Origin of the sequence: Nitrospirillum pindoramense, assembly GCF_007827955.1 — a bacterium.
Classification (GTDB): Bacteria; Pseudomonadota; Alphaproteobacteria; order Azospirillales; family Azospirillaceae; genus Nitrospirillum; species Nitrospirillum amazonense_B.
The window spans coordinates 195,154-219,161 of the sequence record NZ_VITR01000008.1; the positions used below are offsets into that span (position 1 = coordinate 195,154).

General features: G+C 64.3%; 22 protein-coding genes. 19 read left to right on the forward strand and 3 right to left on the reverse strand.

Annotation, left to right across the window (positions count from 1 at the left end; all coding sequences use genetic code 11):
- Positions 1–8: 8 nt before the first annotated feature.
- Both tssJ and tagH read right to left on the reverse strand, forming a co-directional pair.
- Entirely contained in the window at positions 9–557 is a 549-nt protein-coding gene (gene tssJ, locus FBZ90_RS15195) for a type VI secretion system lipoprotein TssJ (protein ID WP_145733459.1), read from the reverse strand.
- Between the two features lie 60 nt (positions 558–617).
- Positions 618–2,246, reverse strand: coding sequence for a type VI secretion system-associated FHA domain protein TagH (gene tagH, locus FBZ90_RS15200; protein ID WP_186455824.1), 1,629 nt, complete (start codon positions 2,244–2,246; stop codon positions 618–620).
- A gap of 986 nt (positions 2,247–3,232) precedes the next feature.
- On the opposite strand from tagH, the gene FBZ90_RS15205 reads away from it, so the two are divergent.
- The 18 genes from FBZ90_RS15205 (at position 3,233) to FBZ90_RS15290 (ending at position 20,929) form a co-directional block, all read left to right on the forward strand.
- Positions 3,233–5,650 (forward strand): type VI secretion system Vgr family protein, encoded by a 2,418-nt coding sequence (locus FBZ90_RS15205; RefSeq protein WP_145733463.1) that lies wholly within the window; start codon positions 3,233–3,235, stop codon positions 5,648–5,650.
- A 3-nt stretch (positions 5,651–5,653) separates the two neighbouring features.
- Positions 5,654–6,865, forward strand: a complete 1,212-nt coding sequence (locus FBZ90_RS15210) for a hypothetical protein (protein ID WP_145733465.1) — start codon at positions 5,654–5,656, stop codon at positions 6,863–6,865.
- Positions 6,856–7,326, forward strand: coding sequence for a hypothetical protein (locus tag FBZ90_RS15215; RefSeq protein ID WP_145733467.1), 471 nt, complete (start codon positions 6,856–6,858; stop codon positions 7,324–7,326). The genes FBZ90_RS15210 and FBZ90_RS15215 overlap by 10 nt, the downstream gene beginning before the upstream one ends.
- Before the next feature lie 4 nt (positions 7,327–7,330).
- Positions 7,331–7,819 (forward strand): hypothetical protein, encoded by a 489-nt coding sequence (locus FBZ90_RS15220; protein WP_145733468.1) that lies wholly within the window; start codon positions 7,331–7,333, stop codon positions 7,817–7,819.
- A 7-nt stretch (positions 7,820–7,826) separates the two neighbouring features.
- A complete protein-coding gene (locus tag FBZ90_RS15225) occupies positions 7,827–9,545 on the forward strand; it encodes a type VI secretion system Vgr family protein (protein ID WP_145733470.1) in 1,719 nt (572 codons plus the stop codon).
- Positions 9,546–9,600: 55 nt separating this feature from the next.
- Positions 9,601–10,362, forward strand: coding sequence for a hypothetical protein (locus FBZ90_RS15230; protein WP_145733472.1), 762 nt, complete (start codon positions 9,601–9,603; stop codon positions 10,360–10,362).
- A gap of 12 nt (positions 10,363–10,374) precedes the next feature.
- The gene (locus FBZ90_RS15235) at positions 10,375–10,833 is read left to right on the forward strand and encodes a DcrB-related protein (protein ID WP_145733474.1); all 459 of its coding nucleotides are present in this window, start codon (positions 10,375–10,377) and stop codon (positions 10,831–10,833) included.
- A 2-nt stretch (positions 10,834–10,835) separates the two neighbouring features.
- Complete coding sequence (locus FBZ90_RS15240; protein WP_145733476.1) at positions 10,836–15,239, forward strand: RHS repeat-associated core domain-containing protein; 4,404 nt, start codon at positions 10,836–10,838, stop codon at positions 15,237–15,239.
- Positions 15,236–15,553: a hypothetical protein gene (locus tag FBZ90_RS15245; RefSeq protein WP_145733479.1), complete on the forward strand. Its 318-nt coding sequence runs from the start codon at positions 15,236–15,238 to the stop codon at positions 15,551–15,553. The genes FBZ90_RS15240 and FBZ90_RS15245 overlap by 4 nt, the downstream gene beginning before the upstream one ends.
- A 65-nt stretch (positions 15,554–15,618) precedes the next feature.
- Positions 15,619–15,978, forward strand: coding sequence for a hypothetical protein (locus FBZ90_RS15250; RefSeq protein WP_145733481.1), 360 nt, complete (start codon positions 15,619–15,621; stop codon positions 15,976–15,978).
- Between the two features lie 45 nt (positions 15,979–16,023).
- The gene (locus FBZ90_RS15255) at positions 16,024–16,665 is read left to right on the forward strand and encodes a hypothetical protein (RefSeq protein ID WP_145733483.1); all 642 of its coding nucleotides are present in this window, start codon (positions 16,024–16,026) and stop codon (positions 16,663–16,665) included.
- A 765-nt stretch (positions 16,666–17,430) separates the two neighbouring features.
- Positions 17,431–17,745 carry a hypothetical protein gene (locus tag FBZ90_RS15260; protein WP_145733485.1) on the forward strand — a complete coding sequence of 105 codons (315 nt, stop codon included), beginning with the start codon at positions 17,431–17,433 and terminating at the stop codon, positions 17,743–17,745.
- A gap of 60 nt (positions 17,746–17,805) precedes the next feature.
- A complete protein-coding gene (locus FBZ90_RS15265; RefSeq protein ID WP_145733487.1) occupies positions 17,806–18,165 on the forward strand; it encodes a hypothetical protein in 360 nt (119 codons plus the stop codon).
- Between the two features lie 776 nt (positions 18,166–18,941).
- Positions 18,942–19,205: a hypothetical protein gene (locus FBZ90_RS15270; protein WP_145733489.1), complete on the forward strand. Its 264-nt coding sequence runs from the start codon at positions 18,942–18,944 to the stop codon at positions 19,203–19,205.
- A 17-nt stretch (positions 19,206–19,222) separates the two neighbouring features.
- Positions 19,223–19,591 carry a hypothetical protein gene (locus tag FBZ90_RS15275; RefSeq protein WP_145733491.1) on the forward strand — a complete coding sequence of 123 codons (369 nt, stop codon included), beginning with the start codon at positions 19,223–19,225 and terminating at the stop codon, positions 19,589–19,591.
- Positions 19,591–19,980 (forward strand): hypothetical protein, encoded by a 390-nt coding sequence (locus FBZ90_RS15280; RefSeq protein WP_145733493.1) that lies wholly within the window; start codon positions 19,591–19,593, stop codon positions 19,978–19,980. Before FBZ90_RS15275 ends, FBZ90_RS15280 begins: the two co-directional genes overlap by 1 nt.
- Positions 19,981–19,993: 13 nt before the next feature.
- Positions 19,994–20,209: a hypothetical protein gene (locus FBZ90_RS15285; RefSeq protein ID WP_145733506.1), complete on the forward strand. Its 216-nt coding sequence runs from the start codon at positions 19,994–19,996 to the stop codon at positions 20,207–20,209.
- A gap of 336 nt (positions 20,210–20,545) precedes the next feature.
- Positions 20,546–20,929 (forward strand): hypothetical protein, encoded by a 384-nt coding sequence (locus tag FBZ90_RS15290; RefSeq protein ID WP_145733508.1) that lies wholly within the window; start codon positions 20,546–20,548, stop codon positions 20,927–20,929.
- 64 nt (positions 20,930–20,993) lie between these two features.
- On the opposite strand, the gene FBZ90_RS15295 is transcribed toward FBZ90_RS15290, so the two are convergent.
- Positions 20,994–23,261 (reverse strand): glycoside hydrolase family 3 C-terminal domain-containing protein, encoded by a 2,268-nt coding sequence (locus FBZ90_RS15295; protein ID WP_211102061.1) that lies wholly within the window; start codon positions 23,259–23,261, stop codon positions 20,994–20,996.
- A 276-nt stretch (positions 23,262–23,537) separates the two neighbouring features.
- Here FBZ90_RS15295 and FBZ90_RS15300 point away from each other — a divergent pair, with 276 nt between their 5' ends.
- Positions 23,538–23,942 (forward strand): group II truncated hemoglobin, encoded by a 405-nt coding sequence (locus tag FBZ90_RS15300; RefSeq protein WP_145733511.1) that lies wholly within the window; start codon positions 23,538–23,540, stop codon positions 23,940–23,942.
- Positions 23,943–24,008: the final 66 nt, after the last annotated feature.

Sequence of the window (24,008 nt, forward strand, 5' to 3'; positions counted from 1 at the left end):
CCGGGGCCTCACTTGGCGGAGGTGCGCTGGGGGGCGGCACCGGGGGGCGGGACGGCGTCGGCCGTGTCGCGCTTCACCGCCAGCCCGGTGGCCCCCACGGTGACGCTCAAGGTCACGGGGCCGGTGTCCGGCAGGGCCACGACCTCGCGCCAATTGGCCTGGTCGATGGCGCGGTAGGCGGCGACGATGCCCACGTAATGCACCTTGTCGTTCTGCGGCAGGGTCATCTGCTTCTTCTCACCCGGCTGCAGCACGAACTCATCCCGGCCCAGCTGGTCCGTCCCCAACGCCTGGGCATCGTGCTGGATCAGCTGGATGGGGGCGGCGATCGTGAACTTGTCCTTGGACGCCAGCTGATAGACCCGGGTCACGATCGGCGAGGGCCGGCCCAGCGTATCGGGGTTGGCGTCGGGGCCGACATTGATCGACACGGGCACCGTGGTCCGCGCCGGCGGGGGCGGAGGCGGCTCGTGCGAGCACGCCGCCAGTTGCAGGACGGCGCCGGCGAGCATGGTGACAAGGGCGATGCGAGGGGCGGTGGTCTTGGCGAGAGGCATCGTCGAGGGAACCCTGTTGGTCTGGGCTGTTCTTGGGAGGATGAAAAGAGGCGCCACGGTTCAGAGGCTTCTGAACTGCTGGGTGTAGGCGGAGGAGAACTTGCTGCCGAGCGGCGGGCCGGAGGACTGTTCCCCCATCATCCGCTGGTGGGCCTGCTCATACCGTTCCCAGCAGCGGGCCTTGTGAACCTGCGGCAGCATGGAGGCGCTGACATCGTTCTTGATGGCGTCGGGCGACAGCTGTTCCAGCACGTCGCCCACCACCGTCTTCATCCCGGCGATCAATGCGACCTCATGGGCCTTGATATCGCGCAGGCTCTCGCGAATGGCCTCGGGCGCATCCATGAAGCCCATGACCCGCCGGCCGATCAGCACGGCGAGCGTGCCTTCCAGATTGGCGGAGAACTTCAGCGGGTTGTTCTCCTTGGCGCGCAGCAGCGTGTGCTCGATGCGGAACTCGGACTTCAGGAAGGCGCGCAGCTCCAGCAGCTCCCGCAAGCCGGCGACCGCCTCGCGCAAGGCGAGGCCCATCTTGTGCATCAGCGCGGGGGCATCGGCCGCGTCCACGGCGTCGAGGGGCAGGCCCACACCGGCGAGGAAGGCCTCGAACAGGTCGTTGGGAATCTGTGGCGCCGACGCCTGCGGCGCGGGGCCGGATGGCGCGGGGGCTTGGGCCAGATGGGTCTGAGCCACATGGGCTTGAGCCGTCGCGGGCATGGCGGGCGTGGCCAAAGCGGCAGGCGTCATGGTGCCCAGGGGTGCCGCCGCACCCGCCGCAGGACCGCCCATCGACACCGGAGGGGCCGCCGCGGGGATCGGCGCGGACGCGACCGCATGGGGCCGCGCCGGGGCGGACGGGTTGATCGGCAGGATGGTGGCGCCGGCGCCGTTGGCCGGGGCGACCGGCATGGCATTGCCCGGCGCCGGGCCAACCGGCGAGGACAGCGGCATGCGCGCCGCGGCCTGGCCGCCGCGCGTCCCGGCGAACGCCTCCGCGATGACGGGTGCGCCGACGGCCTCCAGCTCACCCGGAATGCCGGCGCCATCGGCACCTTCAGCCTGCCAGTCCATGGGGATGACGGGGTGCTTGACCTCCGGCGCCTCGAAATAGGCGCCGGTTCCCGAATGGGCGGCCAGCGACGGGGCCAGCGCGCCCCCGAACGGCGGCTCCACCTCCGCCTCCCCTTCCCCCAAGATATCGGTCAACTGCATCTCGCCGACGCGGTCGCCGGCCAGAACCTGGGTCAGGGAGGGTACGTAGCCGGTGCGGGCGCCGTTCAGGCCTTCCAGGCCGTATTCCATGTCCGGATCGGGTGCGGATAACCCGCCCTGGGCCAGGCCCGGATGGGCGGCCGCGCCCAGGGGATGGCCCAGCGCGGAGGACGCGGGCTGCTCACCGATCTCCAGGCGCAGGCTGCAGGGCCCCAGGTTGATGACGTCGCCGTCATTCACCGGCTGGGCGTTACCCCGACCCAGGGGCGACGAGGCGCCGCCGACGTATACGCCGTTGGTGCTGGTATCGATGACGAAATAGGTCTGCCCCCGCAGTTCTATGCGGCAGTGCTGTTTGGACAGGTGCCGCTGCGGGTCGCTGACCACCCAGTCGTTTTCCGCCCCGCGCCCTATCGTGAAACTGCCGCCATCGCAGACGCGCGTCTCACCTTCGGAAACGGAGCAGTCCCCAGCCATAATAACCCGTAAGACAAGGGCCATCTGTTCCTCGCTGAGCAAGGACGACGTTGTCGACATCCCCGAGAGGCCGACAATGCGTCCAATCTTTTAACGATAAATTTACCAAGCAATGCACGCTGATATAATTCGGAAGATAGTTCCGTCGAGCCCCCAGAAACGGCTCTCGGCGGCTTATGCATATAGAGGTAGATATAGGCTTCGCCCGCATGAAACCCCAATCATAGGGCATAGCTTCAAAGTATATTTTGAACGGTATTTTAATCGATATTGTTCAATGCAACCCCCGGAATCACTTGAATAAATTATAGATTCCCAGCGAAGAAGGCGGCGTTCTATGACGACTGGGCGGAACGGCATATATAGCGGGATGGCAACGGCATATGACCCCCACCGCAGCCCATAACGGCGGCCTTTGGAACCAGCTTCCCATCCTTTGGTCCAGTCCAATAACGCGTTAATACGAAGGTGCCATTTGCCGGCAAAGGCGCGGAAATCCTCAGTTTTTATTGGATTTTTCGGGGCGATAACGCTCCGTTCACCATGGCGCCTTCCGCCATCAGGATAAGCGGGCCTGTTCCCGATAAGTCGGAAGGACATAGTCATTCGTAGGGGATGACTACCTTGATATTGAGCTCATACCGAAGATGAAACGCCAAATTCTCCAGTAACGATCGGTTTTCCAAGCTGGATCACACGGCCCCGCCGCCCCGTTCATCCACGATTAAAGTATTAAATGCGTCACTTTCTTGCCGGATTCATGACGGCATAGGTCGAAGGCCGGTTTGGCAGACCCTTGACGTCCCGCTGCCGGCCCATAGCTTTCTGTCGCGGCATGACGTCGGAAATTGCCGATGGGTTTTAAAAGCGCGGCGTGTGAACCGCCGGTTAACTGACAGCAAGGGTAGAAAGCGGCGCCCCGCCTCGCGGGGCCATACCGGGATTGAAGCGTTCGGCGGCCCCGTCGCCGGGCACATGAGGAACGGATGGACGGTTACACGCAAGCGGAACGGCTATTGGGGATCGAGAGCCCCTTGGGTCCGGACCAGCTTTTGCTGGAGGCGCTGGAAGGGCGTGAGGGCATATCGGTGCCCTTCGAGTTCCGGGCGACCGTGCGCGCCCTGGACGACAACATCGACCCGGCCGCCCTGCTGGCGCAGAGCGTGGACCTGAAGCTGCGCGTGGACGACGGCGTCTATCGCGTCTTCAACGGCGTCGTCGCCTCCCTCACCGGGGGCAACGCCGCCTCGCGCGGGCAGCGCCACTACACCCTGCGGGTCGTTCCCCGCCTGTGGTTCCTCACCCGCACCAGCGACTGCCGCATCTTCCAGAACAAGACCACGCTCGACATCCTGGAGACCATCTTCGGCGAGCTGGGCGTCACCCACTACGACTTCTCCGGCGTCAGCGCCCCGCCGCCGCGCGAGTATTGCGTGCAGTACCGCGAAACCGACCTGGCCTTCGTCTCCCGCCTCCTGGAGGAGGACGGGCTCTACTACTTCTTCCGCCATGAGGCGGGAAAGCACACCCTGGTCCTGGGATCCCAGACCTCCGCCTACCAGACGGGCGAGGAGGCGCTCATCCCCTTCAGCGCCACCTCCTCCCGCTCCAACCACATCAACACCTGGAACCGCGACCATGCCTACCAGGCCAGTGCCTGGGCCATGTCCGACTACAACTTCCAGACCAGCAAGCTGGACCTGAAGCAGACCATCCCCACCGTCTCAACCTACGCCCAGGACCCCCAGCACGAGTATTTCGACTATCCCGGACTGCACGGCACCGCCGGCGATGGCGAGCGCCGCGCCAAGCTGGCCATGCAGGCCGAGGAGGTCGAGCGTGAGACCATCCGTGGCGCCAGCGACTGCCGCTCCCTCGCCCCCTGCGGCCGCTTCCAGCTCACCGACCATCCCGTCATGGCGGAGAACGGCGCCTATGTCGTCCTCAGCGTCAGCCACAGCGCCAGCGACCTGAGCTACGAGGGTGGCGGCGCCAGCCATTCCGGCTACGCCAACCACTTCACCTGCATGCCGGCCGCCACCCCCTTCGTCCCCCAGCACACCACCCTGCGCCCCACCATCCCCGGCATGCAGACCGCCGTCGTCGTCGGGCCCAAGGGCCAGGAGATCTACACCGACAAGTACGGCCGCGTGAAAGTCCAGTTCTTCTGGGACCGCCGCGGCCAGTCCAACGAGGCCAGTTCCTGCTGGGTCCGTGTCGCCCAGGGGTGGGCCGGCCGCGGCTTCGGCGCCCAGACCATCCCCCGCATCGGCATGGAGGTCGTCGTCGCCTTCATGGAGGGCAACCCAGACCGCCCCGTCATCCTCGGCTCCGTCCCCAATTCCGAAACCACCGCCCCCTTGGGCCTGCCCGCACAGCAGACCCAGACCACATTCCGCACCGCCAGCAGCCCCGGCGGCGGAGGCTTCAACCTCTTCACCCTGGAGGACAAGGCTGGATCAGAAGAGATCGCCTTCCACTCCCAAAAAGACCTCTCCATGGTCGTCCAGAACAACGCCTTCGAGACGGTGACCAAGGCGTCGGTGCGCCAGGCGAAGGAATTGCTGGCTTTCAAGGTCGGCAACAGCTCCATCCAGTTCACGCCGGACAGCATCATCCTGTCCAGCAACGGCAGCACCGCCGTGCTGGACAAGGACGGCATCCGCTATCACGGCGGCAAGATCTGGCTGAACATGAAGGAGCAGGCGAAGGCTGAGGCCAAGAAGGAGGAGCATAAGGTTTCCGCCGAGGCCGCGGTGGCCAACACCCCCAATGCCAAGGTGCTCTATGCTGGGGCGTCCGCATCGGGCAGCAGTTCGTCCAACGGCATGACTGGCGAGGCCAAGGCCGAGATAGGCATGGCTAATATCGGCGGCGAGGCCCAGGGCAAGTATGGCGCCATCGGCGGCCGCATGCAGGTAGCGACCGCCGGAGCGGAAGCCAAAGGCGGCATCACCTCCGACGGATTCGGCGGACAGCTTAAGGCGGAAGCGGCGCTGGCCTCCTTCTCCGCCAGCGGCTCCCTAGGCTCCGACCCCAAAAATCCCTATGAAAAGTTGGAGCTGGAGCACAAGCAGTTCTCGGCGGAGGCCAAGGGCGACGTGTTATTCGGTAACGACGGCACGCGTGAAGGCTTCGCGTTACAGGGCAAGGCCAGCGCCTCCGTGTTAAGTGGCGGCGCCACCAACACCATCAACATCCCCATCACCCCAACCAAGACTCTGACTATCAAAACAGCGGTTAGCGGCGACCTAGCGTCAGCCGGGGCTGGGGCTGGCATTTGGGGATACAAGGATCTGGCCGAGAATCGGGTCCACGTCGGTCTCTTCGGCGAATTTGAAGTACTAGCTGGCGGCGAAGGTAACGTCGACATTAGTTATGGCGACAAGCTCAAAGGGCCCTGACGCATGATTAACCCCGCCCGTACTGTAATCAGCGTTCGGATGATCAGTGGTCGTTTGAAGGCAAAATTACTCAGATTTAATGCGGTTAATTATTTTCCAGGATTATCACGGATGCACAAAATATCATGCAGACCACCTGGATTGATGACCGTCTTGTCAGTCACTTTATCCGTAACGTTTTCCGCAGTCGCAGGTGCGAAAATGGACCTCAAGTCCCAGCCAGTTTTATCCGAAGCGGAACTCAGGGCCACTTATGGGCAGGTGGACGTCACCAAGCCTCGCCACCCAGCATTCGATTTTAGCATTCTGCGCCCCAGAGGGACGGAACAGTACGATTTGCCGGATGCCGAACCTACACCGTCCGACAACCTTGCCCAGCTAGCCTTGTTTGGCAAGACAGGCGAGAACTACGCCATTGAGGTCGACGTCATCCTGCTGCCACGGGAGATGAGTGCCGCCGGTTGGCTGGCCGCCTGGTTGGAAGGCAACGGCTACCAGGTATTAGACAAGCGCTTGACCAAGACGCCAGCGGGCGATTTGGCGGAGGTGATGGCAACGCGCACCATCAACGGCATCGACTTCGTCTACCGCATGAAGACCTATAAGGACGGCCCGTATATTTTTCTCGTCCAAGGCCGCGCGCCCATGGTTGCCTACGCTCAGCATGCGGGTGAGATTGGCATCGCCGTCAACCGCTTCGCCTTGACTCATCCTACCGGGGCCATCGCGGCCGAGCCTCTAACCAGCTATGACATGCCGCATCCACGACCAGCGCGTTTCAAGATGCCGGCCTCCTGGATCATGTCACCGGATCCGGTGATGCCGCCGAATGGCACCTCCCTGCGCTTCAAGGCGGAGGAGCCGTCGCTGCACCACGTTTACGGTAATATGGTGGCGGTGACTCTGCCGCTGTCCAGTGCCCGGACGGCGGACGAAGTGGAAACGACCTACCTAGCCGCTCTGCATGCCAAGGGCGTTACAATGGACAGTACCAAGCTCATTCACATGTCTGGAGCCCGAGACGCCTGGATGGCTGAGCGAGCGGCGTCCCTCAATGGTGGCCCTATGCACATCTCGACCCGTGTCCACAGAGGGGGAGAGGGCTGGGTCTTCTTTGGGATGTTAATGTCCGATCCCAACGTCAAGTTACTGGCGCTGCAAGCCAGTGCCCAACGGGCCCTGGAAATCGCGGAAGAAAGCTTCCGTTGGAACTAAGCATCGTGCCAACCGGCCTCTCCCAAGCTCCCGCGGACGACAAGACCATGGATACATTGATTTCCATGATTTCAAACCTGGGTCACACTGCGCGATTGCCGCGCAGCCGGGTGTTTGTATCCGTCATCGCCGTGTCGGTTATTGGATTCATTATCTCCTATACGCTTTGGTTCCAAGTCACGGATGGAATTAGCAAGGAGTACGACGAGGTCGGCCCCTCGAAGTACGTGCTGGTCCCCTTCATGGCTTTTATGGTCCTAGCATTCTTATACAGCGCTACGGCAATGGTTTTCAGAACCGTCTTTCACACCAACGGTCTGAGGATCGTACGGAACGTGCGGCAACAAGGGATACCAACCGCGCGCCTGGAAGCCATTTCCCAGTCAGAATTCTCCGATGGCTGTACTGTCCTTGCCTGGCTCGCCTACCTAGTCGGTATTTATATGCTGTGGGTGGGCTAACACCATGGCAGCCCACTTGCACACCAAGCCCTTCCGTTCGCCCACCCCGCCGCCAACCCTGGGCCTGCTGGCCTCCCTGGCCGCGCGCCTGCCGGACCGGGAGCGGACGCCCAAGGCGTTCCTGGGGCTGTTCGGGTTGCTGGGCGTCTGCCTGGCCCTGTTGGCCCTGGGTGGCAAGTCCATGTCCATGGTGCTGGCGGCCCCCCTGCTGGCCGCCGCAGGTGTCGCGGCGCTGTCGCTGTTCTTCATGGTCGGCCTGCTGCAGTGGCGCTCGACCATCAAGGCCTGGATGGCCAGAACCGGGGGAACCGGCGAGTTCCCCGGCCTGTGGCGCCTGTTCCTGGCGCCTTACCGCAAGGCCGATGTGGACTACATGGCGGCGACCGATCGCCTGCCCGAATTAATGGCCTTTTCCATGATCATGATCATCGCGTCCGGCCTGGTCATCGCCGCCCTCCTCGGCGTTCCCCCGGCCGGCGCCCAGGTTTTGTGAGGCTTCCATGGACGGTTACACGCAAGCGGAACGGCTATTGGGGATCGAGAGCCCCTTGGGTCCGGACCAGCTTTTGCTGGAGGCGCTGGAAGGGCGGGAGGGCATATCGGTGCCCTTCGAGTTCCGGGCGACCGTGCGCGCCCTGGACGACAACATCGACCCGGCCGCCCTGCTGGCGCAGAGCGTGGACCTGAAGCTGCGCGTGGACGACGGCGTCTATCGCGTCTTCAACGGCGTCGTCGCCTCCCTCACCGGGGGCAACGCCGCCTCGCGCGGGCAGCGCCACTACACCCTGCGGGTCGTTCCCCGCCTGTGGTTCCTCACCCGCACCAGCGACTGCCGCATCTTCCAGAACAAGACCACGCTCGACATCCTGGAGACCATCTTCGGCGAGCTGGGCGTCACCCACTACGACTTCTCCGGCGTCAGCGCCCCGCCGCCGCGCGAGTATTGCGTGCAGTACCGCGAAACCGACCTGGCCTTCGTCTCCCGCCTTCTGGAGGAGGACGGGCTCTACTACTTCTTCCGCCATGAGGCGGGAAAGCACACCCTGGTCCTGGGTTCCCAGACCTCCGCCTACCAGACGGGCGAGGAGGCGCTCATCCCCTTCAGCGCCACCTCCTCCCGCTCCAACCACATCAACACCTGGAACCGCGACCATGCCTACCAGGCCAGTGCCTGGGCCATGTCCGACTACAACTTCCAGACCAGCAAGCTGGACCTGAAGCAGACCATCCCCACCGTCTCAACCTACGCCCAGGACCCCCAGCACGAGCATTTCGACTATCCCGGACTGCACGGCACCGCCGGCGATGGCGAGCGCCGCGCCAAGCTGGCCATGCAGGCCGAGGAGGTCGAGCGTGAGACCATCCGTGGCGCCAGCGACTGCCGCTCCCTCGCCCCCTGCGGCCGCTTCCAGCTCACCGACCATCCCGTCATGGCGGAGAACGGCGCCTATGTCGTCCTCAGCGTCAGCCACAGCGCCAGCGACCTCAGCTACGAAGGCGGCGGCGCCAGCCATTCCGGCTACGCCAACCACTTCACCTGCATGCCGGCCGCCACCCCCTTCGTCCCCCAGCACACCACCCTGCGCCCCACCATCCCCGGCATGCAGACCGCCGTCGTCGTCGGGCCCAAGGGCCAGGAGATCTACACCGACAAGTACGGCCGCGTGAAAGTCCAGTTCTTCTGGGACCGCCGCGGCCAGTCCAACGAGGCCAGTTCCTGCTGGGTCCGCGTCGCCCAGGGATGGGCCGGCCGCGGCTTCGGCGCCCAGACCATCCCCCGCATCGGCATGGAGGTCGTCGTCGCCTTCATGGAGGGCAACCCAGACCGCCCCGTCATCCTGGGCTCCGTCCCCAATTCCGAAACCACCGCCCCCTTGGGCCTGCCCGCACAGCAGACCCAGACCACCTTCCGCACCGCCAGCAGCCCCGGCGGCGGAGGCTTCAACCTCTTCACCCTGGAGGACAAGGCTGGATCAGAAGAGATCGCCTTCCACTCCCAAAAAGACCTCTCCATGGTCGTCCAGAACAACATGTTCGAAACCGTCGGCAAGGCGATGGTGAACGTCGCCGGGGAGATGGTGGTGCTGCAGGTGGGCAAGAGCGCCCTGCAGATGACCACCGACCACATCGTTCTCATGAGCAACGGCAGCACCGTGGTGCTGGACAAGGACGGCATCAGCCAGGACGGCCAGAAAATCTGGCTGAATTGCAGCAGTTGACGCCACCAGCCCCAACCCTAGTTCCCATTAGCTTCATTTCCCGGGAGATTTCCGGATGGTCGACCTACCCGCCCTGATCCAGCCCGGCGCCATTGGCGCCAGCCTCGGCATCCAGCCCTACACGCCGATATCCCTGTCGGCGGCGCCGGCCGGTTTCGGTTCGGCCGGCGACCTGGGCGCGCTGGCCAACGCCGCGGCGCCGGCCCTGCCCTCCTCCGTCGGCAGCCCCCTGGGCTCGGCGGCGCAGGCGGCCCAGCTGCTGGGTGGAGGCGGAACCCCGGCGGTTGGGTCGGCGGGGGGGATGGCCGGTGGTGGCCTGGCGCAAACCGCGCTGGGGCAAGGCATGTTGGGCGGCAGCGGCTTGGCCGCTCCCTCGCTGACCAGCCCGTCGCTGCCGGGCTCATCCGGTATGGGCGTGCCCAACGGGGGCGTGCCGGGCATTCCAGACGCGTCAACCGCCCCCAGCCTGTCCAATCTGGCCGCCAGCGGCGGCATGAACACGGGCTTGCCGCCCCTGCCCCAGGCCCCGTCGGTTGCAGCACCCTCCTTGTCGGCACCCACGTTGGTGCCGCCCTCCCTGGGGCAACCGTCCCTGGCCGCGCCTGTGGTGGCCACATCCTCCGCCACCCCGCCCGTGATGCCCTCCTCCTATTCCAGCGTGCCTCAGGCGGGCGCCTGGGGGCAGACGGGCAGCTTGCCGGCCAGCAGCCTGCCGGGCGGCCAAGCCACCCTGCCCACCCAGGCGCCCCTGCCCAGCACGGGCAATGCCGATGCCGACAGCGCCATCGCGGTCGCCCGCATCCTGGGTCAGATCTAAAGGACATCCGCCATGCCGCAAACCTGCCGCACCCCCGACTTCAGCATCCAGTTGCCGGACAGTTGGATCGACCGCTCCATGATCGCCTGGTCGGCTCCGCCCAGCGGCGGCCCGGTAGTGCCCAACATCATGGTCGCCTATGACCGGCCGCAGGCGGAGGAAGGCCTGGGCGCCTATGTCAACCGGCAGCTGAAAGACCTGATCGCCCGGGCCCGCAGCTTCCAGCTGATCACACGCCAGGATGTCATGCTGGCCGGCCGGCCGGCAGCGGAGCTGGTATTCCAATGGGATGCCGGCGCCGGTCCGATCAAGCAGCGGCAGGTCTACAGCCTGCTGCCCGACGGCCGTTGCATCACCATCGTCAATACCGCCCGCTTGACCGAGTTCCCGGACGCGGATGCACAGTTCATGCAGATCCTGAACAGCTTCGCCTGGCCGGCGCCCGCCGGTGCCGGCGCCGCCGGGGCCTGACGATGGACGGCGGCGCGCCGCAATACGGGGCAGCCCGGCTGGAAGACCCCATCCAGCACACCAGCGCGCTCTCCGGCTTCATCGCCGGGGCGGCCATTGGCTTGGGTGCGGCCCTGGCGGTTATCGCCGTGGTGGGAACAGGCGGGGCGGCGCTGGGCGTTATCGCGGCGGTGGGCGGGGCCATGGCCGCCACCGGTGGCGGCGCCCTGCTGGGCGAGGCGCTTGGCAGCACCTTCACCGACAAGACCGGGGAGATCGCGCCCGATTGCTCCAGCAATGTGCTGATCAACGACAAGCCGGCCGCCCGCGCCATCCAGGACGCGGCCGCCTGCTCCCGCGACGGGCCGCCCAACCAGCACATCGCCCAGGGCAGCAAGACGGTCTTCATCAACGGCAAGCCGGCCGCCCGCATCGGTGACAAGCTGGAATGCGACGGGTCCATCATGGATGGGTCGCATGACGTCTTCATCGGCCGCGATCCCGGCACCTATATGGAGATCCATGGCGAGGTACCGGACTGGGCCAATACCTTGGCCGAAGTGCTGATGATCGGCGGCACGGTGCTGGGGCTGGGCGCCGGTGCCGCCGGCGCCTTCATGGCGGAAGGGCTGTGCGGCCTGGCGACCTTCGGCGAGACCACGGTCATCAGCATGGCGGGCGGCTATGCCGGCTCCAAGGTGGGCGGCGCCATCGGCCAAGCGGTTGGAGGAGAGCGCGGCCGCATCATCGGCGAGGCGCTGGGCGGGGCCGCCGGCGGCTTCGCCGGCGGCAAGCTGGCCACCCGCTACACCGCCGGCCATCCCGTGGACGTGGCCACGGGCGAACTGTTCACCGAGGCGATGGATTTCGAGGGGACGGGCCCCCTGCCGCTGGTGTGGTCGCGCGTGTGGATGTCCAGTTCCACCCACAAGGGCGAACTGGGGTCGGGCTGGCACCACCCGCTCGACATGGCGCTGTACCGCTGGATCGACGGTGGCGGCTGGGCCGCGCGCCTGGCCGACGGGCGCCTGGCCTTCTTCACCGACCCGGCCCCCGGCCGCCCCAGCCTGAACGTGGTGGAGCGGCTGATCCTGCACACCGATGGCCGGCGCTACTGGCTGGCGACCTACACCGGGATCGCCTACGTCTTCGGCGACCGGGATGATCAGAGCGGCCTGCGCCACCTGGCGCACGTCGTCGACCCCAACGACAACGCCATTGTCCTGCACCGTGGGCCCGGCGGGCGCCTGACCGGCATCCACGACAGCGCCGGCCGCGCCTTCGCCGTCACCACGGATGACGCCGGCCGCATCACCGCGGTCGATGGGCCCGACCCGGCCGGCGGCGACCAGCCGCTGCGCCTGGTCAGCTACACCTATGACGCGGCCGGCGACCTGGTGGAGGCGCGCGACGCGCGCGGCAACGCCTGGCGCTACCGCTATGACAACCATCTGCTGGTGGAGGAGACGCGGCGCGGCGGCCTGCGCTTCCAGTTCGTCTGGGACGATGTGGCGCGCGGCCGTGATGCCCGCTGCGTCGACACCTGGGGCGTGTATCTGTCCGGTGAGGCCGGGCTGTACCGCGCCCGCATGGTCTATGACGTCCAGGCCCACACCACCGTGGTCACCACCGGACGCGGCGCCGTCACCCGCTATCGCTGGAACAAGCTGGGCCTGGTGGAGGAGGAGGTGAACCCGCTGGGCGGCGCCACCCGCCATCGCTACGACCCCGCCGGCAACCTGCTGGCCCTGATCGGGCCCGACGGCGGCACCCTGCAGCTGACCTATGACGATCTGGGCCGCCTGGTGGAGCGGGTGGCAGCGGACGGCGCCGTCACGCGGCTGACCTACGGCGACGACGGTGCTCAGCCCGATTTAAATCGGGCCACCTTGGGCCGCCCCGTCCAGGTGACGCGGGCCGACGGCGCGGTGGAGCGCTTCGGCTATGACCGGCGCGGCAACCTCACCACCTATACCGACCCGCTGGGGGAGGTCACCCGCTATACCCGCGACACGCGCGGCCTGCCGCTGGCCATCCAGGACCAGTTGGGCCTGCTTGCGCGCTACAGCTGGTCCCCCCAGGGCGACCTGCTGGCCGAGGGCACGGCCAAGACCGACCGCCGCCGCTATGCCCACGACGCCCTGGGCCGGGTGGTGGAGATGCGGCGGGGTGAGGACGCGCCCCTGCGGCTGGAGCGCGACGCCAACGGCAACGTCACCACCCTGCACCGCCCCGACGGCGGCGTGGTGACGCTGGAATACGATGCCGAGGACCACGCCACCTTGCATCGTGACCCGCTGGGCCGCGTCACCCGCTGGCGCTATGACGGGCTGCCCTACCCGGTGGAGCGCATCGCCGCCGATGGTTCCGTCTTCCGCTATCAGTACGACAGCGAACTGAACCTGGTGGCCCTGTTCAACCAGAAGGGGGAACAGTACCGCCTGGACTACGACCCCGCCGGCCGACTGGTGGGGGAGACGGGCTTCGACGGCCGGCGCCTGGACTACCACCGCAACGCCGCCGGCTTCGTCGCTGCGGCGGTGGACCAGGGACGGGTCACCCGCTACACCCGCGACCCGGCCGGCCGGCTGCTGGAAACGCTGTACGCTGATGGCCAGAGCCATCGCTTCGGCTACGACGTCGCCGGTCGGCTGCTGTCCGCCGACACGCCCGACACCCACGTCGCCATCGCCTATGACGCCGCCGGCCGGCCGGTGCTGGAACGGCAGGGCGACCAGGAGATCCGCTTCCTGCGCGACGCCCGGGGCCGGCGCGTCGCCACCCTGCTGCCGGACGGTCGCCGGCTGGACACCGCCTGGGGGCCGGACAACCTGCCGGCGGCGGTGGGGCTGGACGGCAAGGCGCTGGCCCGCTTCGCCCGCGACGCGGCGGGGCGGGAGGTGGAACGCTTGGCCGGCGGCATCCATCAGATCCAGGCCTTCGACCCCCAGGGCCGGCTGGTGCGCCAGGAAGGCCGCCGCCGGTCCAATGGCGGGGCGGCGGGAGGCGAGACCGTTTACGCCCGCGCCTATGGCTATGACGGCGCCGACACCCTGACCGCCATCGAGGACGCGCGGCGCGGGGTGACGCGCTATCGCTATGACGCCTGCGATCGCCTGCTGGCGGTGGAGGGCGCCAACCCCGAGAGCTTCGTCACCGACCCCGCCGGCAACATCCTGGCCTCCGGCCCCGATGCCGCCTTCTGGGGCGGCGAGGCCCGGGGCGACCGTTTGCTGGTCCATGGCGACGCCAAGTTCGAGTACGACGCCTGGGGCAACCGGGTGAAGGAATGGCGCGCCGCCGGCGGTGCCGTGACCGTGGACTATCGCTATGACGCCGGCAACCGCCTGACGGCGGTGGAGGAAACCAGCCGCCGGTGCACCACCCTCACCCGCTTCGGTTACGACGCCTTCGGCCGCCGCGTGTGGAAGGAAAGCGCCCATGCGGGCCCCGTCCCGGCCAACGATGCCGGCCCCGCCCCAATCGCCGCCCCTCAGCGCACCACCTTCCTCTGGGACGGCGACACCCTGCTGGCCGAAAGCGCCCCGGTGGAGGTCAAACCAGCAGACGCGGCGTCAGCACCCGCCGACCCCCTGGCCACCGTCTATGTCTACGAGCCCGGCACCTTCCGCCCCCTGGCGCAGCTGCGCCGGGCGGAACCGGGGCAACGCGCCCAGGCCTACCACTACCACCTGGACCATCTGGGAACGCCCCAGGAGCTGACCAACGACAATGGCGAGGTGGTGTGGGCCGCCGACTACAAGGCCTGGGGCGCCCTGGCCCGCCAAACCGTCGCCACCATCCCCAACCCATTGCGCTTCCAGGGGCAATACCACGACCCCGAAACCGGCCTGCACTACAACCGCCACCGCTACTACGCCCCGGCCGAAGGCTGCTTCATCACCCAGGACCCCATCCGGCTCAGGGGCGGCAGCAACATCGCCGCCTACGCGCCCAACCCGGTGCAGTGGGTCGATCCGATGGGGTTGGAGTGTGGCTTAGACGCGTTGGCCAGCAACAGGATTGATTACTCAAGAGGGTTTGAGGAAGATCTGGCCAACTTCAAACCCGGCTATAAGCTTATGTCTGGTCCATTGGAGAATGACCTAACTCTCGTTTCATACCACGCTGACACTCCGTTAGGTCAGGGACGAAGTGCGAAATGGTGGACGAGTCTTGAGCAGGGCAATAAATTCTCGACAATAGACGATGTCCATCAAGGACTTGCATTGCCTCCCGAATGGGGAAATCGTGAAGTGGCAACTGTTATTAAAATCCCAAAAGGAACTGATATAACGGCTTATGTTGGTGAAGCCGCTCAACAGAAAGGCGCTGACGGCACAATTTTCCAAGGCGGCGCGCTTCAATACAGGTTCAAAGATTTCGATCCATCTTGGATCGTAGAATCCAGAGGAATACCAAAATGAACACTCTTGATGAAGAAGAAAATGGCTTTATTAAGCTTATACAGGAAAATATTGATCTATCAGAACGAAAAATATCTGAAATTAATTACGAAAAACTAGATACATGGAAGATTGAATACTATCAAAGACTTATTAACAATCTGAAAACAATGAAAAATTCCGTTATTTCAAGAAAATTTCCACGACCTTCTTCTGGAATTCCTCCTGTTGTTACAAACATCGGAGTCACTAGGTATCTTGGAGAATGGTGCGATGATGAGGATGTGATCGAAATGGCAAAAAAATTGGAGGCGTTTCACAGGGATAAATATTAAAATACACAACACATAAGCCGAGGTTCAAACATCAGAATATTACAGCCAAATCGAGAGAGCCTGCCATGACATCCAGGGCAATGTTGATCGGCGTCGCCATCCTGGCCAGCGGCGCGATTGGTTTCGGCTACACCTTCATCAAAAGCAGCCATCCCGACGTCGCCACCTTGCGCAAGAACATGGCCGGCGGGATGATGGAGCAATGCGTCAAGGCGGCGCGCGCCGCACCGGGGATCAGCGAGAGCCAGGTCCAGACCTATTGCGGCTGCAACACCACCAAGCTGAACGCCGCCCTGAGCGATGACGAGGTTAAGCATCTGGTGGACCTGGAGCATCAGGGCCAAACGGGCGTGCCGCCGGAACTCGCCCCCAAGCTCGACCTGATTTCCAACGCCTGTCGCAAAGAGGCGCAGATCCCAGGCTGAAGCTGACCGGACAGCCCTTCCCGTCAGCATAACCTGCCGGCGGCGGTGGGGCTGGACGGCAAGGCGCTGGCCCGCTTCGCCCGCGACGCGGCAGGGCGGGAGGTGGAACGCCTGGCTGGCGGCATCCATCAGATCCAGGCCTTCGACCCCCAGGGCCGGCTGGTGCGCCAGGAAGGCCGCCGGTCCAATGGCGGGGCGGCGGGAAGCGAGACCGTCTACGCCCGCGCCTATGGCCATGACGGCGCCGACACCCTGACCGCCATCGAGGACGCGCGGCGCGGGGTGACGCGCTATCGCTATGACGCCTGCGACCGCCTGCTGGCGGTGGAAGAGAGCGGCCGCCGGGGCACCACCCTCACCCGCTTCGGCTACGACGCCTTTGGCCGCCGCGTGCGGAAGGAAAGCGTCCATGCGGGCCCCGTCCCGGCCAACGACCCGGCCCCGCCGCGTCCATCGCCACCCGGCGCACCACCTTCCTCTGGGACGGCGACGCCCTGCTGGCCGAAAGCGAGCCGGTGGTGGTCAAACCGCTGGAGGTCAAGCCGGCGGACGCGGCCCCCGCACCTGCCGATCCCCTGGCCACCGTCTATGTCTACGAACCCGGCACCTTCCGTAGTCTGTCGCCGACGAAATGATCAGCAACGCGGGTGGCAGCGTCTCAAAGCTGGAGCAAAGCTTGAGCCTTGATCCAGGCACACTTGGGGACAACCCCATACGGGTCGATATCCCAAATCCCAAGGGCCTCCGCATGCCGGATGGGAATGAACTTGGGGCGAATTCACAATGGGTCCCTGGAGGATATACTGCCGGTGGCATTCCAGAGGCCACCATTGATCCCGCGGTTCCCGGCACCTATACCGCCAACCCAATATTCTAAGAGGCAGCCCAATGATCGTCGCAAGTGCCCATGGCGTGAAAATCATCAAAGAAAACGACACGCTATATGCTCGATATGATCGAGGAGAAATCGTCCCTCAATTTGTAGATGTAGAGATTAACCAGGATGAGGCTGATATAATATTGAAAAGTGAAAAGGATGCATATTCCGTTATCGTTAAAACTCAGAATGAGAACAGGCCGCTTAGGAAAGCGACGTCTTAAAAAACATACAGATTTGTGCTAAATTCCAGATCGGATTTAGTAGTCGAATGTGGAAGGAAAGCGTCCGCGCAGCACCCACACCGACCAACGAAGCTGCACATCGCACCACCTTCCCCTGGGATGGCGACCCCCTGTTGGCCGAAAGCGCACCAGAGGAGGTCAAGCGGCAGATGCGGCATCAACTCTCGCCGACGCGCTGGCCACTATCTATATCTATGTACACGGCACTTCCGCCCAGCCTCGCCTTCTCCGAGCATTATTAGATGCCTCTTAATTAAAGTTTACGCTGATAAATCACACCCTGTACCGAGAGCAACGATTATTGGTGAAACGTTGTAGGGGGTATTGAATATGAACGAGCAAAAAAAATGTCAAGAACTATTGGTGCTTTTTGAGGGACTTAGAAAAATACTTTTAGAAGAGAATGAAAATAATTGGGTGAGGGGAATTAATTCGATATGCCACTCCCTATCTTCTTGTGTAAAATTTCATGGCGATTTTAATGGATCAATTAACTATGTCAGAGACACGTATAAATATATGATGGGCGGGAACGGCAGTTTTTCTGATTTCTACATATGGCGCGATAATTTTAATGAAAGAGTTTTGGAGAATAATAAGCTGGATAAAATAAAAGATGAGATATGGAAGCGACTAACCGAATGAATTATCGCTTACATTTATTTATTTCGGACTTCCAATTCTGAGATCTCAGAAAGGCTTACCATGACATCCAAGGCAGTGTTGACCGGTGTCGCCATCATCGTCGGTGGTGTGATCGGTTTTGGCTACACCTTGCTCAAAAGCAGTCATCCCGATGTCGCCATCTTGCGCAAGAACATGGCCGGCAGGATGATGGAGCAATGCGTCAAGGCGGCGCGCGCCGCACCCGGGATCAGCGAGAGCCAGGTCCAGGCCTATTGCGGCTGCAACACCACCAAGCTGAACGCCGCCCTGAGCGATGACGAGGTCAAGCATCTGGTGGACCTGGAGCATCAGGGCCAGACGGGCGTGCCGCCGGAACTCGCCCCCAAGCTCGACCTCATCTCCAACGCCTGTCGCAAAGAGGCGCAGATCCCGGGCTGACGCTGATCGGGCACCCCTTCCCGTTGGCCTGTTCTGCCAGCGGCGGTGGGCCTGGACGGCAAGGCGCTGGCCCGCTTCGCCTGTGATGCGGTGCGACAAGGCTGGCTGGTGCGTCAGGAGGGCCGGCCGTCGCCGGAGCAATGGGCAGGGCAGCAGGCAGATAAGTCGCCACAATACAATTTTCCCAGGCAGCCAAAATATTTCGGATATCGATTAGATGCAGGCATTGGGACGACGGCGGCCGGAGCGAGGGAGCACGAACCTGTGGAATCAGCACCGACAAAGCTGAATGAGAACCGTGACGCAAGGAGTGTTGATGATTCACGCCTGCCGGAAAATATTAATGATTAACTTATAAAATATTTGGGCTTTGGTAAGTTCCCACACCCAACAGAGAGCATGGACAGAGCCACTGCCGGCCTTGACGAAGGCATGTCCAGAGCCGTCGGCAAGAAGATAGAAGAAATCTTAGCATATGCGGATCAACTTCAACCTGACTGGCAAATTCACGACCTATTTTCCGGGTGTCACTGGATTGCGCAGAAGACATCGGAGAAATACACGACCCTAGATGATGCCGCGTTAAAGGCAATCAGCTGGGCGTACAGCTACTGGCACAAATAAGCGTTCCTGAAACGGCACGCCGTTAACGAACAGGCCCTATGAGCGCAACAACCGGCCAGGAAAAAGCGGCCACTCCCTACATTTTCCCGTATGGCGCCCTAGTTTCCTACCCAGTCCCCCAAGGAAAGCATGCCATCAAGTGTAGTCGGGATATGACGGTCAAGGATATCACCATCAGTCGGGAGCACCGCTTCGCCATCGGGGTGGATCAGGGCGATGGCCGGTTCTATCTGTCCATCCCCGTCAGCAACCGCCTAGCCGACTATGAAGAGTACTATGAGATCAGCCGGGCGGAGTTCGAGCGTTACCGTCAGGACCTTTCGGCGGCCTTGCCCCTGGTGGAGCGATGCCGCCAGCGTCAGGCAGACAGCCGGCTGACAACGCCGCCGGGCGCAGACCGGGGAACCGCATCGTAGGACCGGAAAAAGCCATCATGGATGGACCAATCACGGTGCACGCGGGCAAGAGTGTTTTCTGGGCGCGGGAGGGTGGTCCGCTCGCCCTGGACATTCCCGGTGCCGAGTCAGCTTATGCATACGGCGACCGATTGTTCGTCCTTGCCGCCCCCCCGCCTACCTCCGGCATCGTTCACCTCAGGCTGAAGATATTCGGCCCCGATGGCGCGATGGTGGCGGAGCTGCCGCCGCCGGCGGGCTATCTCTTCGAATACGTGTCCAGCAATCTGGAGACAGGCGTCTCCGTCGTTTGTGGAGCGATGAAATTTACGGAGCCTTGGCAAGATTGGCACTTCGCCTATGATCCGCTGGCGGGCGCCTTGGTCCGGCAGGGGCCCGCATATTGATGAGCGATCCATGGCCCCAAGGTGCCCAGTTTCACCCCCAGGGAGGTCCCACGACGCCGACAGCGGTCCTGCCTAAACAGGGCATCATCGTTACCGAACTGGCGGGAGAGCGGGCGGTGGCGATGGCCATGACCCCCACCGACCAGGGGGCCCTTGCCTCTTTAGGGTTTCAGCTGTGGAACGGTGAGCATAGACGCGCCATCACGTCCACCGAGGACAGAATCACCCTGATCCATGCCCTGATCGACATCGGCGCCCTGTTTTCCTCTGGCCGGGATTGGTGCCCGGCGGAGGTTGTTGCCCACTATCGAGACAGCGGACGTGTCGATCGACCGTATTGGGTGATCGCGTGGACGGGACCCAAGACGTTCTCAATCCGGCCCGCGTGACAAGGACCAAGCGATGACGGGAGAAGAAGCGACCATCATTCTGGAGGATCTGGTCCGCCTGTACGTGAACGACACGCACAAGCGGCAGGAATTACTGGCCATTCTGGCCTTGGATTTGCCCTCACCCCCCGTACGCGGCCTGCTGAATGACATCTATATCAATCTTAGCGACCCCATCGCCCCGGAAGATCGCGACAGGATCGCCGATCTCATCCATTATTTCGGATAAGGCTACTGAACAATGCGACGCCCCCTCCCGTTTTCCCCTGGGCAAGGCTATCCCGCCGGAAAAAAGATAAGTTACGAATGCCTGAGCTGCAGCGACACGGTGCCATCCATGCCCGCCCATTTCGCCGAGTGCCGCTGCGGTAACATCACAGTCGATAGCAGCAGTGGGCGCGCATACATCCGCCGACCGGAAGAAATGCGGATCTACCAGACCCAATGATAGGTTGGAACCCCGCGCGTAGTTCAAAATATTCTGGTCAAGCGCCCCTGACAAAACCGTCGCGTCCGTCCATACTCCCGTTCACACGGGATACACAGAACGGAGAGCCGGATGCCCATGAACAAGACCAAGATGGCCGTCGCCCTTGTCGTCGTTTGCGGCGTGGCCGGTCTCGGGGTCGCCTTCATGCGGTCGCCGTCGTCCCTGTCGGTGGCCCAGTCGGCAGAGGTGGCTGGTTTCCGGGCCGCCATGACGGCCAACTTCGCCGAGCATTGTTTCCAGGCCGCGCGGGCATCGTCGCCGGCCGGGGTGGCGGATGCCAAGCTACACCGCTTCTGCGACTGCACCGCAAGCCGCGTGAACGCGGCGCTGACGGACAAGGAGGTGACGGTCCTGGCGGAGCAGGAGCGCAAGGGCCTGACCGGCGCCCCCGCCCTGCTGATGGACAAGGCCAAGCCCATCGCCGCCGCCTGCCGGGGTGAGGCGGGCCTGACCGGCTGAAGCCCAGCCCAAAATGAAAGGGGGCGCCCCCAAGGACGCCCCCATTGCTCACCAGATGATACGCTTACGGCGCGCCCACGGGCAGGGTGGCGTCCGGCAGGTGCACCGTCACCTTGGCGGTGATGTCCTGGTAGGACGTGCCGGTCATCACCGTGTAGTCGCCGCCCTTGATCTTCCAGGCGTGCGCCGCGGTGTCGTAGGTCGCCAGCAGGCGAGGGTCCACGGTCAGGCTCACGCTCTGGCTCTCACCGGCCTTCAGCGCCACTTTGCGGAAGGCGCCCAGGCGCTTCGGCGCTTCCCAGCCACCAGCCGCCGGCGTCACGTAGACCTGGGCCACGGCCTTACCGTCGCGGGCCCCGGTGTTGCGCAGCGTCAGGCTGACCTTCACGCCCTTGCCGTCCAGCGCGGCGGCTGCCAGGTCGGACGCGGCGAAGGTGGTGTAGCTGAGGCCGTGGCCGAAGGGGAACAGCGGCTTCAGGCCCTTCTTCTCATACCATTTGTAGCCGACGGCCGCGCCCTCGAGGGTGTAGTCGACATGCGGATGCTCCGCCTTGTCCTTGCGGTCGCCGTCCACCACCTTGCGCGGCAGTTGGTCGACCGAGGCCGGGAAGCTGACCGGCAGGTGGCCGGAGGGGTTGACCTCACCAGCCAGCACGCGGGCGATGGCCTCGCCACCACTGGTGCCGGGGTACCAGGCGTCGACCACGGCCGCCACCTTGTCCAGCCAGGGCATCACCACCGGGCCGCCGTTCTCCAGCACCACCACCGTCTTCTTGTTGGCGCCGGCCACGGCCTTGATCAGGGCGTCCTGGTCGTTGGGCAGGTTCAGGTCGATGGCGTCCTGGCCCTCGCCCGTCCATTGCGTGGCGAAGACGATGGCGACGTCGCTGCCGGCCGCCAGCTTGGCGGCGGCCTTGGCATCCTTGCCATCGATATAGGTGATCTTGGCCTGGGTCAGACCCTGCAGCGCCTTGAGCGGCGAGGAAGGATCGTAAACCATGGGGCCGGGGAAGAAGGCGGGCCCCTCGTTGGGGATGATCAGGCCGTTGGCGGGTGCGCCATAGGGGTAAACCTGGGCCGAACCGCCGCCGGACAGCACGCCGACGTCGGCATGGCCGCCGATGATGGCGATGGTCTTCACCGTCTTGGCCAGGGGTAGCACATCGCCCTGGTTCTTCAGCAGGACGATGGCCTCTTCCGCGTCGGCCTGGGTGACCTTGGCGTGGGCGACGTAGTCGATGGTGGCCGCCTGGTCGCCGTTCAGCGGATGCTCGAACAGGCCGTTGGCGAACATGGCGCGCAGGATGCGGGCGGCCATGTCGTCCAGGCGAGCGGCGCTGACATGGCCGTTGTTCACCGCCTCATCCAGCGCGTCCTTGAAATAGGGCGACTTGTCGAAGGGATAGCCAGACTGCTGGTCCAGCCCGGCGTTGGCCGCCGGGGCGGTGGAATGGGTGGCGCCCCAGTCGGACATGACGAAGCCCTTGAAACCCCAATCCTTCTTCAGGACCTGGTTCAACAGCCAGTCGTTCTCGCAAGCATAGGCGCCGTTGACGCGGTTATAGGAGCACATGACGGACCCGGGGTTGCCCGTCTCCAGCGCGATCTCGAAGGCCAGCAGGTCGGACTGCCGCCCCTCCGCCTCATCGACCTTCACGTCGATGAAGTTGCGGCTGGTTTCCTGATCGTTGAAGGCATAGTGCTTCAGCGTCGAGATGATGTTGTTGGACTGGATGCCCTTGATGGCCTGGCCGACGATGGTCCCGGCCAGCAAGGGATCCTCGCCGCCATATTCGAAGTTGCGGCCGTTGCGCGGCTCGCGCGTCAGGTTGACGCCGCCGGCCAGCTGAACGTTGAAGCCGGAGCGGCGCGCCTCGTCACCGATCATGGCGCCGCCGGCGAAAGCCATCTCCGGGTTCCAGGTGGCGGCCGTCGCCAGGCCGGACGGCAGCGCGGTGCGCAGGCGCGGGGTGGGGCTGGCCTGTGTGGCCACGCCGACGCCGGCGTCGGTCTGCGACTGGGCGGGAATGCCCAGGCGGGCGATGCCGGGAACATAGCCGGCGGAGTCGGCCATGCCCCCCTCGATGCGGGTGTAGGCCTTGGGCTTGAAGTCGGTCGAGAAATAGCCGAACACCAACTGCAGCTTCTCTTCCCGCGTCATCACCTTCAACAGGGCGCTGGTGCGCGCGTCGGGCGACTGGGCGGCGTCCTGCCAGGTGCCCGTGACCGGGGCAGCCGGGGCGTCGGCGGCCAAGGCGGCCCGGGGACCGGCATAGGTAAGCGTTGTCATAAGCAACGCAGTGGAGAGCAGCAGGTGATGTTTAACCGACATGGACGTTCCCGATTTTCGTTTGGTCGTTAAGGCGGCGGCGCCGGTGGCGGCGCTGCTGGCGCGTATTCTCCCTGGGCATACCCGGATGGGCGCCGCCCCCCTTCATACCAGCACGCGGCGGGCGGGCGAAGGTGATAATTCCGGGATATCGCATATCCCCTGACTAATGGCCTGGCGCCACGGGAGGCGCGCGGCGCTTCCGGGCGAGGCGGCTTTGCGGTACAAGGCGCGGCGCCCCGTTGCCTTGGGGGCCGCAGGACAGGCAGAGCCCAGACCATGACCGGCGACAGCGGACAGAAGACCACCCTTTACCAGTGGATCGGCGGGATGGAACCCATCGGCCGGCTGGTGGATGCCTTCTATCATCAGATGGACACCGTGCCGGAGGCGCGCGACTTGCGCGCCATGCATCCCTCGGATCTGGCGGAAACCAAGCGTGTGCTGACTCTGTATCTGGCGCAATGGATGGGCGGACCGGGCGATTATTCCGCCGAGCGTGGCCACCCCCGCCTGCGAGCCCGCCATCTGGGCTTTCAGATCGGCGAGGCGGAGCGTGACGCCTGGTTGCTGTGCATGAAGCGGGCGCTGGACGAGACCATTCCCGATGCCCGGGGCCGCCAGGCCATCCTGGGCGCGCTGGCGCCCCTGGCCGATTTCATGCGCAACCAGCAGGCCGGATAGCGCGTCGGCATGGCGCGGCTGGCGATTGAGTCACCAGGCCATATGTGCGAACACTCCCCGCGAGCC

What these genes read in the sequence shown, in the direction of transcription:
- FBZ90_RS15210 (WP_145733465.1), top strand. Translation starts at nt 5,654, where the DNA reads ATGATTAACCCCGCCCGTACTGTAATCAGCGTTCGGATGATCAGTGGT.
- FBZ90_RS15235 (WP_145733474.1), top strand. Translation starts at nt 10,375, where the DNA reads ATGCCGCAAACCTGCCGCACCCCCGACTTCAGCATCCAGTTGCCGGAC.
- FBZ90_RS15240 (WP_145733476.1), top strand. Translation starts at nt 10,836, where the DNA reads ATGGACGGCGGCGCGCCGCAATACGGGGCAGCCCGGCTGGAAGACCCC.
- tagH (WP_186455824.1), bottom strand. Translation starts at nt 2,246, where the DNA reads ATGGCTGGGGACTGCTCCGTTTCCGAAGGTGAGACGCGCGTCTGCGAT.
- FBZ90_RS15300 (WP_145733511.1), top strand. Translation starts at nt 23,538, where the DNA reads ATGACCGGCGACAGCGGACAGAAGACCACCCTTTACCAGTGGATCGGC.
- FBZ90_RS15265 (WP_145733487.1), top strand. Translation starts at nt 17,806, where the DNA reads ATGACATCCAAGGCAGTGTTGACCGGTGTCGCCATCATCGTCGGTGGT.
- FBZ90_RS15205 (WP_145733463.1), top strand. Translation starts at nt 3,233, where the DNA reads ATGGACGGTTACACGCAAGCGGAACGGCTATTGGGGATCGAGAGCCCC.
- FBZ90_RS15295 (WP_211102061.1), bottom strand. Translation starts at nt 23,261, where the DNA reads ATGTCGGTTAAACATCACCTGCTGCTCTCCACTGCGTTGCTTATGACA.
- FBZ90_RS15285 (WP_145733506.1), top strand. Translation starts at nt 19,994, where the DNA reads ATGACGGGAGAAGAAGCGACCATCATTCTGGAGGATCTGGTCCGCCTG.
- FBZ90_RS15230 (WP_145733472.1), top strand. Translation starts at nt 9,601, where the DNA reads ATGGTCGACCTACCCGCCCTGATCCAGCCCGGCGCCATTGGCGCCAGC.
- FBZ90_RS15275 (WP_145733491.1), top strand. Translation starts at nt 19,223, where the DNA reads ATGGATGGACCAATCACGGTGCACGCGGGCAAGAGTGTTTTCTGGGCG.
- FBZ90_RS15250 (WP_145733481.1), top strand. Translation starts at nt 15,619, where the DNA reads ATGACATCCAGGGCAATGTTGATCGGCGTCGCCATCCTGGCCAGCGGC.
- FBZ90_RS15220 (WP_145733468.1), top strand. Translation starts at nt 7,331, where the DNA reads ATGGCAGCCCACTTGCACACCAAGCCCTTCCGTTCGCCCACCCCGCCG.
- FBZ90_RS15270 (WP_145733489.1), top strand. Translation starts at nt 18,942, where the DNA reads ATGACGGTCAAGGATATCACCATCAGTCGGGAGCACCGCTTCGCCATC.
- FBZ90_RS15245 (WP_145733479.1), top strand. Translation starts at nt 15,236, where the DNA reads ATGAACACTCTTGATGAAGAAGAAAATGGCTTTATTAAGCTTATACAG.
- FBZ90_RS15225 (WP_145733470.1), top strand. Translation starts at nt 7,827, where the DNA reads ATGGACGGTTACACGCAAGCGGAACGGCTATTGGGGATCGAGAGCCCC.
- FBZ90_RS15260 (WP_145733485.1), top strand. Translation starts at nt 17,431, where the DNA reads ATGAACGAGCAAAAAAAATGTCAAGAACTATTGGTGCTTTTTGAGGGA.
- FBZ90_RS15290 (WP_145733508.1), top strand. Translation starts at nt 20,546, where the DNA reads ATGAACAAGACCAAGATGGCCGTCGCCCTTGTCGTCGTTTGCGGCGTG.
- tssJ (WP_145733459.1), bottom strand. Translation starts at nt 557, where the DNA reads ATGCCTCTCGCCAAGACCACCGCCCCTCGCATCGCCCTTGTCACCATG.
- FBZ90_RS15280 (WP_145733493.1), top strand. Translation starts at nt 19,591, where the DNA reads ATGAGCGATCCATGGCCCCAAGGTGCCCAGTTTCACCCCCAGGGAGGT.